This window comes from Streptomyces sp. NPDC002809, from assembly GCF_040295435.1.
Lineage (GTDB): Bacteria > Actinomycetota > Actinomycetes > Streptomycetales > Streptomycetaceae > Streptomyces.
Genome location: NZ_JBEOVJ010000058.1, coordinates 1 through 14,870 on the forward strand (window position 1 = coordinate 1; position 14,870 = coordinate 14,870).

The window sequence follows — 14,870 nt, forward strand, 5'->3', positions numbered from 1 at the left end:
GCCGTCTTCACCCGGGGCGGCCCGGAGAACAGCAGGGAGCCGGCGAACGCGACGACGGCGGCGAGCGCAGCGGTGCCCACCATGAGGCGGCCCTGTGTGGCTCTCGTCACGGCTGTCGCCGTGGCCTTCGTCGATCCGGCTTCCCATTGTGGGGGACGGGTCTGACAATCCCGGCAGCCGGACGAACGGCCCCCGGCTGCCGGCCCGTCGACCGCGTCGGCAGCCGGCCCTGTTGACCGCGCCGGAACGCCGATGGTCCCGCACCTGTTCGCGCGGGACCATCGGCGTACCCGGTCAGCGGCGCGGGCGGCGTCCCCGGCCCTTGGGCGCGGGACCCTCGTCGTCGTGGTCGCCGAGCAGTTCGTCCGCCAAGGTGGGCAGATCGTCCAGCGGGGTCTCCTCCGCCCAGTCGGGGCGGGGGCGGCGCGACCGGGGTGCCTGCTCCTGCTGATCCCGGTCCGCGTGCTGGCTCGCGTGCGGGTCGGTGATCTGCGGCAGCTCGCGGGTGCGCTCGTTCTCGCCCTCCGGTACGGAGGGCGACGGGCGCTCGTCCCGGAAGATGCCGCGCGGCACCCGGTCCGCGGGGTCGGCGTCGCGTCCGGCGTTCCGTCCGCTGTCCCGTGCCGTGTCCCTACCTGTATCCCGTACCGGCGGAAGCACCGCCGTCTCGTCCGCCGCACCCGGATGTCCGGACGTGTCGGAGACCTTCGGGATCATCGCCGTCTCGGCCTCGTCGGAAGGCCAGGGCGCGGACTGCGACGCGCTGCGGGGCCGCCCGGACCCTGACTGCGGGTCCACCGGGGAGGGCACCGGCTGCGTGATCTCGTTCGGGTTGACGATCGGGGTCGGCACCGTCAGCTCACTGTCCGAAACGGACCGATCGGACCGATCGGATGTCCCGGACTGCCCGGCGGCACGCGCAGCCCTCGCTGCCGCAGCCGCCTCGGCATCGGCTTCCGCCTGGGCGGCGGCCGCCTGCGCACGGGCGCTCTCCGCTGCCGCGGCCGCATCGGCCTCGGCCTGGCGGCGCGCAGCCTCGGCGCGGAGCAGTGACTCCTCCGCCTTGCGCTGCTTCTCCAGGCGCCGGGCCTCGGCCTCCTGGCGGAGCCGCGCCTCTTCCTCGGCCTGGCGGCGCAGCCGCGCCTGCTCGGCCTCGCGGGCCGCGTCCTCGGCCTCGACCCGGGCGCGCTCCTCCTCGGCGACCCGGCGGGCCTCCTCGGCACGCTGCCTGGCCTCTTCCGCCTGGCGTTCGGCCTCGCGACGGCGCGCTTCCTCCTCCTCGAGGCGCTTGCGCTCCTCCTCCTCGGCACGGAGCTTGGCGAGCTGCTCCTGTCGCTCACGCTCCAGGCGCTCCTCCTCCGCCTTGCGCGCGGCTTCCTCCTCGGCGAGGCGCCTGGCCTCCTCCTCGGCGGCCTTGCGCGCCGCTTCCCGGGCCTTGATCTCGGCCTCGGAGAGCGGAAGGAGCTGGTCGAGCCGGTGACGTACGACCGTGGTGATCGCCTCAGGTTCCTGGCCGGCGTCCACCACCAGGTAGCGCGTCGGATCGGCGGCGGCCAGCGTCAGGAAGCCGGACCGGACCCGGGCGTGGAACTCGGGCGGCTCGGACTCCAGCCGGTCGGGCGCCTCGGTGAACCGTTCCCTCGCGGTCTGCGGGTCGACGTCCAGGAGCACCGTCAGGTGCGGGACGAGCCCGCTCGTCGCCCAGCGCGAGATCCGGGCGATCTCGGTCGGCGCGAGATCGCGGCCCGCACCCTGGTAGGCGACGGACGAGTCGATGTAGCGGTCGGAGATGACGATCGCGCCCCGCTCCAGCGCCGGACGCACGACCGAGTCGACGTGCTCGGCGCGGTCGGCGGCGTACAACAGCGCCTCGGCGCGGTTGGAGAGGCCGGCCGACGACACGTCGAGCAGGATCGAGCGCAGCCGCTTGCCGACGGGGGTCGCGCCCGGCTCACGGGTGACGACGACCTCGTGGCCCTTGGCACGGATCCACTCGGCGAGCGCCTCGACCTGGGTGGACTTGCCCGCTCCGTCACCGCCCTCCAGGGCGAGGAAGAAACCGGTCGCGGCGGGGGCGACCGCCGGGTCACCGCCGCGCAGCGCCTCGCGCAGATCGCGGCGGAGCGGCACTCCGGCGCGGTCGTCCGTCTTGGCGAGGACGATCGCGGCCACCGGCAGCAGCAGTGCGCCGATCAGCATCAGGGTGAAGGCGGCGCCGCCGTGCGCGAAGACGAAGTCGCCCGCGGTCAGCCGGTGGGTGCCGATGGTGGCGGCCACCAGCGGGCCGCCGACCGCGCCGAGCGCGATCAGGACCCGGACGACGGCCTGGAGGTGCTCGGTGGTCCGGGCACGGCAGAACTCCTCGGTCTCCTGGTCGACGAGCACGTGGCCGGTGTTCGCTGCGACACCTGCCGCGTATCCGGCGAGCACGGCGACGAGGACAACGGTCGCCGTGTCCGGCACCAGGCCCATCGTCAGCAGGGCGACTCCGGTGACGGCGGTGGCCAGGGAGAGCAGCCGCCGGCGCGACAGGGCCGGCAGCACCTTCTGCGCGGTGCGGATGCCGACGCCCGTACTGCCGGTCAGGGCGAGGATCAGCAGGGCGAAGGTGACGGGTCCGCCGCCGAGGTCGGCGGCGTGCAGTACGGCGACGGCGGCCGCGGCCGCGATCGCTCCGGCGACCGCGGCACAGGTCGCGACGATCAGCGGGACGGCGCCGGTGCGGCCCTTGTCGGGTCCACTGCCGGCGGACGGCCGGCGCAGCCCCTCCAGGGGCGAGCGCGGACGGGGCGTCGGCGAACCGGGCAGCTCCAGGAAGTACAGGGTGGAGATGGAGGCGGAGAACAGCCCGGCCGCGACGTACGAGCCGAGGGCCGCCTGGTGGAAGGAGAACCACTCCAGGCCCGAGCCCAGCAGATTGCCGATGAGCGTAGCGACCAGCAGAACGGCCGCGGCGGCCGGAACGGCCGCGAAGTCCGTACGCAGGGAGAGCCGACGCAGGGTGTCGAGGTGGTCCGGCAGCGGGCGCACCGCGGCGCCCTCGATCGGCGGGGCGGGCAGCAGCGCGGGCGCCGCCCCGTCCTTCGCGATCGTCCACAGACGTTCACCCGCACCGGTGACGAAGACGGTGATCAGGATCATCATGAGGGCCTTGTCGGGCACCCAGTCGATCCACAGCGGGGCGACGACCAGCAGCGCGAGCCGCAGCCCGTCGGCGCCGATCATCAGCCACCGCCGGTCGAGCGGCCCTCCTGGGGCCGTCAGGGTCGTCAACGGACCCAGGAGTACGGCTCCGAAGAGCAGGGTGGAAATAATCCGGGCCCCGAAGACGGCAGCGACGGCGAAGGCCGCCCCGCGGTATCCGGATCCGAATGAGCCCTCAAGGACCGCCGCTTGCAGCGACAGCAACACCAGCACGAGAAGGGCGAGTGCATCGCCGGTACTGCCGACGAGCTGGGCGCTCCACAACCGCTTCAGCGGGGGAACACGCAACAGGGCTCGTACGGCGCGCTCGCGTGAGTCTGCGGCAAGTGTGTCGGAGGTGGGGCTCACGACCGTTGGCTGCTCGGCTCGCGTCATCCGCCCAGCCTATCGGGAGCGGACCGGTACCCGGGGCCCGCGTCCGAACATACGACCGCAGACCCACCGATCCGCGCCGCCGCCCGGAACGGTTCCCACCCCTCAGGACCTCTCCCACCAGCGCCTCCGCAGATCCCCCTCAGCGCGTCCGAACGCCCGCCCAGCCCCTCGGGACCTCTCACGGCAAGCCTCCCCGACCGTCTCCCCCAACCCCTCCGGGGTACCGCCCAGCCCCGCAGCCCCTCAGCCCCTCTTCACCGCAGCCTCTCCGGGGTGCATTCCAAGCCCTCCCTGCGTACCTCCAGCCCCTCCGGCGTTTGAGGAGCGGGCTCCGGGGCGGAGCCCCGGTCACGGGAAGGACCGGGTAGGGGACAAGGCCCGCCGCAGGCGCCCACCCGCACCCAGCCGGGCACGCCCCGCACCGGCCCCGGAACGCAGCAACGCCGGGCGGTCTGGACACACGTCCAGCCCGCCCGGCGTTCAGGAACCCGCCCGGGGCCCCGGAAGGTCAGTCCTCCGAAGACTCCGCAGACGCCGTCTTCTTCGCCGCGGTCTTCTTCGCGGCGCCCGTCGTCTTCTTGGCCGCAGTCTTCTTCGCCGCAGTCGTCTTCTTCGCGGCCGTCGCCGTCTTCTTCGCCGCGGTCGCCTTCTTCGCCGGCGCCTTCTTTGCCGGAGCCTTCTTCGCCGTCTTCTTCTTGGCGGGCCCCTTGGCACGCTTCTCGGCGAGCAGCTCGTAGCCGCGCTCCGGCGTGATCTCCTCGACGCTGTCGTCGGTCCGCAGCGTCGCGTTCGTCTCACCGTCGGTGACGTACGCGCCGAAGCGACCGTCCTTGACGACGACCGGAGCACCGCTCACCGGGTCCGTGCCCAGTTCCTTCAGCGGCGGCTTGGCGGCGGCCCGCCCGCGCTGCTTCGGCTGGGCGTAGATGGCGAGGGCCTCTTCGAGCGTGATGTCGAAGAGCTGGTCCTCGGAGGTGAGGGACCGCGAGTCCGTGCCCTTCTTCAGGTACGGGCCGTAGCGGCCGTTCTGCGCGGTGATCTCGACGCCTTCGGCATCCTCGCCGACCACACGCGGCAGCGACATCAGCTTGAGCGCGTCGGCCAGCGTCACCGTGTCCAGCGACATCGACTTGAACAGCGAAGCCGTCCGCGGCTTCACCGCGTTCTTGCCGGTCTTCGGTGTCCCCTCGGGCAGCACCTCGGTGACGTACGGGCCGTAGCGCCCGTCCTTGGCGATGATCTGGTTCCCGCTCACCGGGTCCGCACCGAGCTCGAAGTCGCCGCTGGGCTTGGCCAGCAGCTCCTCCGCGTACTCGACGGACAGCTCGTCGGGGGCCAGGTCCTCGGGGACGTCCGCGCGCTGGTGGCCCTCGGAGTCCTTCTCGCCGCGCTCGATGTACGGGCCGTAGCGGCCGACGCGGAGCTTGATGTCGTTGCCGACGGGGAACGAGGAGATCTCCCGGGCGTCGATCGCACCGAGGTCGGTGACGAGCTCCTTGAGCCCGCCGAGGTGGTCGCCGTCGCCGTTGCCCGCGTCGGAGGCCTTCCCGGCACCGGCCGCGTCACCGTCCTGCGCACCGAAGTAGAACCGCTTCAGCCAGGGCACGGACTGGGCCTCGCCCCGCGCGATGCGGTCGAGGTCGTCCTCCATGCGGGCCGTGAAGTCGTAGTCGACGAGCCGGCCGAAGTGCTTCTCCAGCAGGTTGACCACGGCGAACGACAGGAACGACGGGACGAGCGCCGTGCCCTTCTTGAAGACGTAGCCGCGGTCGAGGATCGTTCCGATGATCGAGGCGTACGTCGACGGGCGGCCGATCTCGCGCTCTTCGAGCTCCTTGACCAGCGAGGCCTCGGTGTAGCGGGCCGGCGGCTTGGTCGCGTGACCGTCGACAGTGACCTCGTCGGCGGACAGCGCGTCGCCCTCGGCGACCTGCGGCAGCCGGCGCTCGCGGTCGTCGAGCTCGGCGTTCGGGTCGTCGGCGCCTTCGACGTACGCCTTCATGAAGCCGTGGAAGGTGATCGTCTTGCCGGACGCGGAGAACTCGGCGTCCCGGCCGTCGCTCGCCCGGCCGCCGATCTTGACGGTGACGGAGTTGCCGACCGCGTCCTTCATCTGCGAGGCGACGGTCCGCTTCCAGATCAGCTCGTAGAGCCGGAACTGGTCGCCGGTGAGGCCGGTCTCGGCCGGGGTGCGGAAACGGTCCCCGGAGGGGCGGATCGCCTCGTGCGCCTCCTGCGCGTTCTTGACCTTGCCCGCGTAAGTGCGGGGCTTGTCCGGCAGGTAATTCGCCCCGTACAACTGCGTGACCTGGGCCCGGGCCGCGGTGATCGCGGTCTCCGAGAGGGTCGTGGAGTCGGTACGCATGTAGGTGATGAAGCCGTTCTCGTACAGCTTCTGTGCGACCTGCATGGTGGCCTTGGCCCCGAAGCCCAGCTTCCGGCTCGCCTCCTGCTGGAGGGTCGTCGTACGGAAGGGGGCGTACGGGGAGCGGCGGTACGGCTTCGACTCGACGGATCGCACGGCGAACGTGGATTCGGCGAGCGCGGCGGCCAGGGCGCGGGCGTTCGTCTCGTCCAGGTGCAGCGTCTGGCCGGAGGCGGACTTGAGCTGCCCGTCCGGACCGAAGTCGCGGCCCTGGGCGATGCGGCGCCCGTCGACCGCGCTGAGGCGGGCGGTGAGCGTCGAGGGGTCGGAGGCGTCACCGGTGCGGCCGGTGGCGAAGGTGCCGGTCAGGTCCCAGTACTCGGCGGAACGGAAGGCGATGCGCTCGCGCTCCCGCTCGACGACGAGGCGGGTGGCGACGGACTGGACGCGGCCCGCCGACAGCCGCGGCATGACCTTCTTCCACAGGACCGGCGAGACCTCGTAGCCGTAGAGGCGGTCGAGGATACGGCGGGTCTCCTGGGCGTCGACCATGCGCTGGTTGAGCTCGCGCGGGTTGGCGACGGCGGCCCGGATCGCGTCCTTGGTGATCTCGTGGAAGACCATCCGGTGGACGGGAACCTTGGGCTTGAGCACTTCCTGCAGGTGCCACGCGATGGCTTCGCCCTCGCGGTCCTCATCGGTGGCGAGGAAGAGTTCGTCGGACTCCGCGAGAAGCTGCTTGAGCTTCCTGACCTGCGCCTTCTTGTCGGCATTGACGACATAGATCGGCTGGAAGTCGTTCTCGACGTCGACGCCGAGACGGCGTACCTCGCCGGTGTACTCGTCCGGCACCTCGGCGGCGCCGTTCGGGAGGTCGCGGATGTGCCCGACGCTCGCTTCGACGACGTATCCAGGGCCGAGATAGCCCTTGATCGTCTTCGCCTTGGCAGGCGACTCGACGATGACGAGTCGGCGGCCGCCCTGTGCGGTCTCGCTGGTCGGGGACAACTTCGCTCTTCTCTCCGGTCGACGCTCGGTGGGCATCAGGGCAGCGCGATGGCGCTGCCGACAGTGCTGTCGCTGCGGAGTGTGACGGTACAACCCGCCCCCGTGTCAAACGGCAAAAGCCCGCAACGGCCACTCGAACGGTAACCCGACTTCCGCCATTCCTGCCGCCCGGCCCGTTCGGTCGGCCATGCGCAAGGCCACTGCCTGTGGGTTTCGACGGCGCTGCGGCCGCCCTGCGGGTGCCGGGCGCGGGAGCGGGCAGCCCGGGCGTGTTCCCGGGCCGACGCGGGCGGCCGGAGCCGGAGCGGGTTCAGATACGAGTGAGGCACCACACCCCGAGGACGAGGAAAAGTACGCCGAACAGTGCGAACACCGTTCCGGCGCAGACAGCAGGTCCGCTCTCCATATCCGTACGCCTCCCTGTCCCCCGGCGCGGCCCGGCACGGTCGGCCCGTGCGGTGCCGCCCGGTTTCCGGGGGAGACTCCCACCGCGGAACGTCGCCGACACGAACGCCGGGTGAACAGCCGAGCCCGGGTGTGGACAGGGTCAGCGCGCAGGCACGGCAACCATGGCCGAATTCACATCACGTCGAGGGTCGCGCGCCGCCTTTTGCCGTGCTCGAACACCGTCAGCGGTACGTCAGCAGTACGACGGCGCCCAGGACGTACGCCGCCCGTCACGGGCTCCGCGGCGATGCCCCGGCCGTCGAGACCCATGCCGCCGACAACTCACCCGCAGCTTCGGCCACGTGAGCCATCGGCAGCACGTCCCCGCCGGCCCGCATCCGTTCCGGCACGTTCACCCTCGGCACGTTCACCCTCGGCACGTTCTCCCTCGGCACGTTCGCGCCGGTCAGGGGCAGAAGTCGGGAACCGGCCGCATTCGAAATTTCCAGGATGCGAGGAAGACTTCATGAACCACGGACCGAGCACTCCCGGCACCAGGCCGAAGTCGAGGCACCCTGCCGCTGCGGCTGCGGCAGCCGCAGCCGGACCGGTGCGGCCCGGGCACCACCCCAACCGGAATCCGAAGCCCGAGCAGCGGGCAGGCCACAGGTGGCGTGAAGACCCTGATGAAGAGGCTGTTCAGTACATACGGCAGAGCGTGGCCGAACCAGAACGGAGCCCGATTCCGACGGCTCAGCCACAGGGCCGGGACGGCAGTCACGCCATGGCAGCCGGGCCAGGAGCGCGGCATCCCGGAGACCGAAGCGTACGGAGCGGGGCGAGGAACACCCTCGACCGCATCATCCGGCCCCTGGCCGGCGGGCCCGGGCCGGCAGACCCTGCCCGGCGAACACGCGCCGGCGGCCAAGGCCCGGACGCCCGCCGGACCGTGGCAGCGGACAAGCCGTCAACGTGCGGACAGAACACCGCGCAGAGTTGCACACACGCAGGTGCCCGCAGCGCTCGACGGAGTGCGGGTCGGACAGGTCGTCACACTCGAACCCACCCTGGAGGACGCCTGCATCACGATCTTCGGGCAGGCGGAGAAGGCGTCCCGGCAAACGGCCGGACGCACGCGGCCGTTCACCGGCAGCCGTGCCCGTCCCCGTCTGCCGAGACGGTCCGGTGCGCCGAAGCGGCGCGGTGCGGCGCGGTGCGCCATGGCCGTCGCCCGCTGCAGAACAGGCCCCGCAGCGGGCTGATGGCGATCCGGGTCACGCCGGGCGCCCCTCGTCGGGCTCGATACCGATCATCCGGCCATCGGCCCGGCCGGAGGCAGGGGCTCCAGGAAGCCCTCCTCGACCAGCAGCCGGATGGCCTGCGGGGTGCGGTCGCGCAACAGCACCGGGTCCTCGTTCATCAACTGGGCGATCGCGTCCAGGATCCGGCCGGCGGGCAGCGATCCGTCGCACACGCCCGCGAATCCGGCACCGACCGCGTCGACCTTCGTGGCGCGTCGCATGCCGCGGTTCTGACGCAGCACCACGTGCTCGGGATCCTCGGCACCCGGCAGCCCCACCTGCTCCTGCACGACCTCGGCGGCGAGGGTGAAGTGCGCGGCCAGCAACCCCGCGTCGTCCTGCTCCCGCAGGTAGTCCTGGCGGGCGAAGTGCGCCTCGACGGCCGGTCCCAGCGGCTGTTCCACCGGGTGCGGCCACTCCTCGATCACGATCGAGGGCTCCCCGGCGGCGGCCGCGGCGGACTTCCGCAGCGTGATCCAGCCGAAGCCGACGCCCTTCACTCCGTGGGCCTCGAACTCGTCCAGCCAGGCGTCGTACCGCGCGGCGTACTCCGCGGGGGCCGTGCGGTGGTCGCCGCTGTCGCGCAGCCAAAGCTCGGCGTACTGCGTGACGTCCTGCACCTCGCGCTGGATGATCCAGGCGTCACAGCCCCGCGGCACCCAGGACCGCAGCCTGTCCTGCCACTCCTCGTCCTCGGTGTGCTGCCAGTTGGCCAGGAAGTGGGCGTAGCCACCCTCGTTGAGCCGGTCGCCGGTCTGCTGCACCAGGGTCCGGCACAGGTCGTCGCCCGCCATGCCGCCGTCGCGGTAGGTGAGACGGGCGCCGGGCGAGATGACGAAGGGCGGGTTGGAGACGATGAGGTCGAACGTCTCCGTGCCGACGGGCTCGTACAGGGACCCCTCGCGAAGATCGGCCGGACCGGCGCCGGACAGGGCGAGGGTGAGCCGGGTGAAGTCGAGGGCGCGTGGGTTGAGATCGGTGGCGGTGACCCGGGTGGCGTGCTGCGAGGCGTGCAGCGCCTGGATGCCGGAGCCCGTACCGACGTCCAGGGCGGAGCCGACGGGCCTGCGGACGGTGATCCCGGCGAGGGTGGTGGAGGCCCCGCCGATTCCGAGGACGACTCCCTCCTCGTGCGAACCGATGCCGCCCGCGCCGCCGACCGCGCAGCCCAGATCGGAGACGATGAACCAGTCCTCGTCCTCCGGCCCGCTGTACGGCCGCACGTCGACCGTCGCCCGCACCTCGCCGTCCGCCTCGGTGAGCCAGCCGTCCGCCACGCACTCCTTCAGCGGCAGCACGGCGGCTGCCCGCCCGGCGGGTACGGGGCGCTGGAGCAGGAAGAGGCGCACGAGCGTGTCGAGCGGCGCGTCACCCCGGGTGGCCCGCAGCGCCGGGACCGTTTCGCTGCGGGCGAGTGCGGCATAGGCGGGTGCGCCGAGCAGGTCGAGGAGCCCGTCGGCGGTGAAGGCGGCGGCGAGCAGGGCTTCGCGGAGCCGGGTCGCGTGGTCTGCTGCGGGAAGGCTGGTCTTACTCACATGACCCATTGTGACGGCTCCCACTGACAACGGCAGCGGCCCGGCAGCCCACCAGGGGCGCCGGGCCGCTCGTACGACCACCGGTGGCGGGCGTACAACTGCTCGAAGAGGGTGCCGCCGCCTCGGCCGGGAGCTTGCCCGGTGACGACTCCTTGCGGGCAGCCCTCAGGCGGAGGCGGACGCCTCCTTGGACGGCGTCGCCTTCTTCGAGGAGCCGGCCGATGGCGACGTCGAGGGCTTCGGCTTCTGGCAGCCCGTCTGCTTGGCCATCGCGGTACCGACCTCGCCGGACTGGAGCTTCTTCAGCGCCTGGTCACCATTGGTGCTGATCTTGTTCAGCTCGTCCGCGATGCCCTTGAGGCCGTCGGCGAACTTCGCCTGGTCCTTCGTGTCCAGGTCATCGACCTGCTTCTGCAGATCCGCGTAGGCCACGGAGGAGGCGTTGAGCTCCTTCACGGCCTCCTTCTGCGTGGTCTCGCCGTCGTCGACCGGCGGCGGACCTGCCGACTCGACGGCCGCGCCCAGCGCCTTGTACGCCTGCGAGATCTGCTGGAAGGCAGCCGAGTCGGTCTTCTGGACGTCGGCGGGCTTGCTGTTGTCGGCAGTCTGCTGCTGGATGGAGGCGTTGGCGTTCGCGATCTTCTGCAGCTGGGGCTGGACCTGGTCACAGACCTTCTTGGCCCAGTCGTTCACCTTGTTGTCGCTGTCGTCGCTGCAGCCCGACAGCGTAAGTACCAGTACCGCACCGCCGGACAGCGCGGCCGCAAGCTTCTTGTTCACCGGATTGGTCCCTTCCAAGGCTCTCGGCCCCGGAACTTACACGCCGGATGCCCCCCATCCGGGTGCTGGGCGTCCGGTCGATGGCCTTTTGCAGCCATTTGCACCAAGGGAAATGAGGGAGATACAACTCACCCGCACGGCCCCCGAGCGCAAGAACACCTGCACGATCCACCACTCGTACGGAGACACTGACGGGCGGACGTGGCATCAGGATGCCTCGCCCGCCCGTGCCCTGATCAGGCGTCGCCCGGTGAGGACGTACGCGTTCCGGATCCCGGCCTACTGAGCGGCCGCCGGGTCGGCCGGCCTGGCGCTGCCCTCCCCGCCGCCGCCGTCCTCGCCGCCGGAGTCACCCTCGTCCCCCACCGCGATCCCTCGCCGTTTGGACACGTAGACCGCGCCGACGATGACCGCGACGGCCAGTACCGCCACCACCGCTCGCACCCCTGCGCTCGCGTCCTCGCCGTAGCTGAACTGCACCACCGCCGGTGCGATGAGCAGCGCGACCAGGTTCATCACCTTGAGCAGGGGGTTGATCGCCGGCCCGGCCGTGTCCTTGAACGGATCGCCGACCGTGTCACCGATGACGGTCGCGGCATGGGCGTCGCTTCCCTTGCCACCGTAGTGACCGTCCTCGACGAGTTTCTTGGCGTTGTCCCACGCACCGCCGGAGTTGGCGAGGAAGACGGCCATCAGCGTTCCGGTGCCGATGGCGCCCGCCAGGTACGAGCCGAGTGCGCCGACACCGAAGGTGAAGCCGACCGCGATCGGCGCCAGCACCGCCAGCAGACCGGGGGTGGCCAGCTCGCGCAGCGCGTCCTTGGTGCAGATGTCGACGACGCGTCCGTACTCCGGCTTCTCCGTGTAGTCCATGATCCCGGGGTGCTCGCGGAACTGCCGCCGCACCTCGTAGACGACGGCGCCCGCGGACCGCGACACCGCGTTGATGGCCAGTCCGGAGAAGAGGAATACCACCGCGGCACCGAGGATCAGACCGACCAGGTTGTTGGGCTGCGAGATGTCCAGGCTCAGCCCCATCTCCCCGGCCGAGGCGCCCACGTCGTCGACCGCGGTGGCGATCGCGTCACGGTAGGAGCCGAAGAGCGCCGCTGCCGCCAGGACCGCCGTGGCGATGGCGATGCCCTTGGTGATGGCCTTGGTGGTGTTGCCCACGGCGTCCAGGTCGGTGAGGACCTGCGCGCCGGCGCCGGTGACGTCGCCGGACATCTCGGCGATGCCCTGCGCGTTGTCGGAGACCGGGCCGAAGGTGTCCATGGCGACGATGACGCCGACCGTGGTGAGGAGCCCCGTACCGGCCAGCGCCACGGCGAAGAGCGCCAGCATGATCGACGTACCACCGAGCAGGAACGCCCCGTAGACGCCGAGCCCGATCAGCAGCGCGGTGTAGACGGCCGACTCCAGGCCGATGGAGATACCGGCGAGCACGACGGTGGCCGGTCCGGTCAGAGAGGACTTGCCGATGTCCCTGACGGGTCGCCGGGTGGTCTCGGTGAAGTAGCCGGTCAGCTGTTGGATCAGGGCCGCCAGCACGATGCCGATGGCGACGGCGACCAGCGCGAAGACCCGTGGGTCCCCACCGTGCGAGGTGATGGCCGCGTCGGTGACCCCGTCCAGTTCCGCGTACGAGGACGGCAGGTAGACGAAGACCGCGACGGCCACCAGGACGAGCGAGATGACGGCGGAGATGAAGAATCCGCGGTTGATGGCGGTCATCCCGCTTCGGTCGGTGCGTCGCGGGGCGACCGCGAAGATCCCGATCATCGCGGTGACCACACCGATCGCCGGCACGATCAGGGGGAAGGCCAGCCCGGAGTCGCCGAAGGCGGCCTTGCCGAGGATGAGCGCGGCGACCAGCGTGACGGCGTACGACTCGAAGAGGTCGGCGGCCATCCCCGCGCAGTCCCCGACGTTGTCGCCCACGTTGTCGGCGATGGTCGCGGCGTTGCGGGGGTCGTCCTCGGGGATGCCCTGTTCCACCTTGCCGACCAGGTCGGCACCTACGTCGGCGGCCTTGGTGAAGATGCCTCCGCCGACCCTCATGAACATCGCGATCAGCGCCGCACCGAGCCCGAAGCCCTCCAGCACCTTGGGCGCGTCGGCGGCGTAGACGAGCACCACGCAGGAGGCGCCGAGGAGCCCGAGCCCCACGGTGATCATGCCGACCACGCCGCCCGTACGGAAAGCGATCTTCATTGCTTTGTGCGAAACCGCGGTGAGATCCTTTTCCGGTTCGCCTTCCGCGGGGGTCGCCTCACGCGCGGCGGCCGCCACCCGGACATTGCTCCGTACGGCCAGCCGCATGCCGATGTATCCGGTGGCTGCAGAGAAGATCGCACCCACGAGGAAGAACAGCGAACGGCCCGCACGCTGCGACCAGTTGTCGGCCGGAAGCAGCAGAAGCAGGAAGAAGACCACGACGGCGAATACGCCGACGGTACGCAACTGCCGGGCCAGATAGGCATTCGCGCCCTCCTGGACCGCAGCCGCGATCTCCTTCATGCGCTCGGTTCCCTCGCCGGCCGCCAGAACCTGGCGTACCAGCAGCTGGGCGACGACCAGTGCGGCGACAGCGACGACCGCGACGACGATCACGATGACGCGGTTGTCATCGGTGAGTACCGCGGCCGCCAGAGTGGTGGGTGGGTCGGAAAGTGCGGAAAACTGCGACAGTTCTGCCAGTGGTGTGGTGCCGAACCCCGCCATACGTCCTCCTTGACGCTCAGCGCTCAAGACGTGGACGGATTGTAGGGAGAGGAACACGATCAAAACAGTGCGCGGTAAATGTAATTGACCTTCATCCACCGAACGGCAATTGATCGAGTTCTGCGCCTGGACCGAATGCAGTAATGGGGCAGACGCATTTCCCTGAGATCACGGACCGGGCGGAACCGAAAAAGGCCCTGCTCAGCAGGGCCTCGGAATCCGGATCAGGCTTGGCCGACTGCGCCGTCGGGGTGATCGAACGCCCCCGGGACCGCGCCGCCTCAGGAAGGAGCGGGCAACCGACGTCTTCAGCCGGATCAGAACACGGTGGCCGGGTCCTCGGCCGCCTCCGGTCGGTGTCCGACCTCTGCCGCCGACCGGAAACACGGTGCGCGGCGTCCTCGGCCGACCAACAGCACGACAGTCGGCGTCTACAGCCGGCTCACACGGCGGTCGGCGTCTGCCACCGGCTCAAGACATGACGGCATGGCCGACGGCCGACGTCTGCCACCGACTCACGACGCGACTCACGGCGTCTTCGACCAACTCACAACGCGACGGCCGGCGTCTTCGGCCAACTCACAACGCGACGGCCGGCGTCTTCGGCCAACTCACAACGCGACGGCCGGCGTCTTCGGCCAACTCATACGGATCACTCCGCCGTCCGCACCGGACCTGACCTCGACGTCGTCGACCAGACCACTGATGACCGCGAGGCCCATCTCGTCCTCGCCGTCGCCCTCGGCGTCCGGCTCCGGCTCGTCCGGTCCCACGCCGGGCGCGGCGTCGCGGCGTCCGGAAACGCCGCCGGGCACGGACCCGTCGGCACCCGGGCCGGGCACCTCGTCACCGACCTCGATGGAGAAGGACTTCTCCTCCTCGATCAGGACGACCGTGACAGGCGCGGTGATGCCGTGGCTGCGGTGCAGCCCGACCGCGCGGCTGCAGGCCTCGCCCACGGCGAGTCTGACCTCGTCGAGCACTGCCTCATCGACTCCGGCCCGGCGCGCCACAGCAGCCGCCACGAGGCGGGCCGTTCTGACGTGTTCGGGCTGGGCGCTGAAGCGGAGTTCAACGGTGGCCATGCGATCCCCCTCGAACGTACGTATGTGCATCCGCAGGAGCCGGACGTGCGGCCCGGAACTCCTGACTCTGCCTGCGAAAACAGCCGGCCGATCGGACGATCCGCCG

At 70.9% G+C, this 14,870-nt stretch carries 6 protein-coding genes; all 6 read right to left on the reverse strand.

Features of this window, described 5'->3' with window-relative positions:
* Nucleotides 1-294: 294 nt before the first annotated feature.
* Complete coding sequence (gene tmk / locus ABT025_RS27745; protein WP_351000013.1) at nucleotides 295-3,579, reverse strand: dTMP kinase; 3,285 nt, start codon at nucleotides 3,577-3,579, stop codon at nucleotides 295-297.
* A gap of 508 nt (nucleotides 3,580-4,087) precedes the next feature.
* A complete protein-coding gene (gene topA, locus ABT025_RS27750; RefSeq protein WP_351000015.1) occupies nucleotides 4,088-6,952 on the reverse strand; it encodes a type I DNA topoisomerase in 2,865 nt (954 codons plus the stop codon).
* 1,696 nt (nucleotides 6,953-8,648) lie between these two features.
* The gene (locus tag ABT025_RS27755; RefSeq protein ID WP_502972038.1) at nucleotides 8,649-10,184 is read right to left on the reverse strand and encodes a DUF7059 domain-containing protein; all 1,536 of its coding nucleotides are present in this window, start codon (nucleotides 10,182-10,184) and stop codon (nucleotides 8,649-8,651) included.
* A gap of 156 nt (nucleotides 10,185-10,340) precedes the next feature.
* Nucleotides 10,341-10,955, reverse strand: a complete 615-nt coding sequence (locus ABT025_RS27760; RefSeq protein WP_351000019.1) for a small secreted protein — start codon at nucleotides 10,953-10,955, stop codon at nucleotides 10,341-10,343.
* A gap of 279 nt (nucleotides 10,956-11,234) precedes the next feature.
* On the reverse strand, nucleotides 11,235-13,679 hold the full coding sequence (locus ABT025_RS27765; protein WP_351000022.1) for a sodium-translocating pyrophosphatase: 2,445 nt from the start codon (nucleotides 13,677-13,679) through the stop codon (nucleotides 11,235-11,237).
* A 611-nt stretch (nucleotides 13,680-14,290) separates the two neighbouring features.
* The gene (locus ABT025_RS27770; protein WP_351000024.1) at nucleotides 14,291-14,764 is read right to left on the reverse strand and encodes an ATP-binding protein; all 474 of its coding nucleotides are present in this window, start codon (nucleotides 14,762-14,764) and stop codon (nucleotides 14,291-14,293) included.
* Nucleotides 14,765-14,870: the final 106 nt, after the last annotated feature.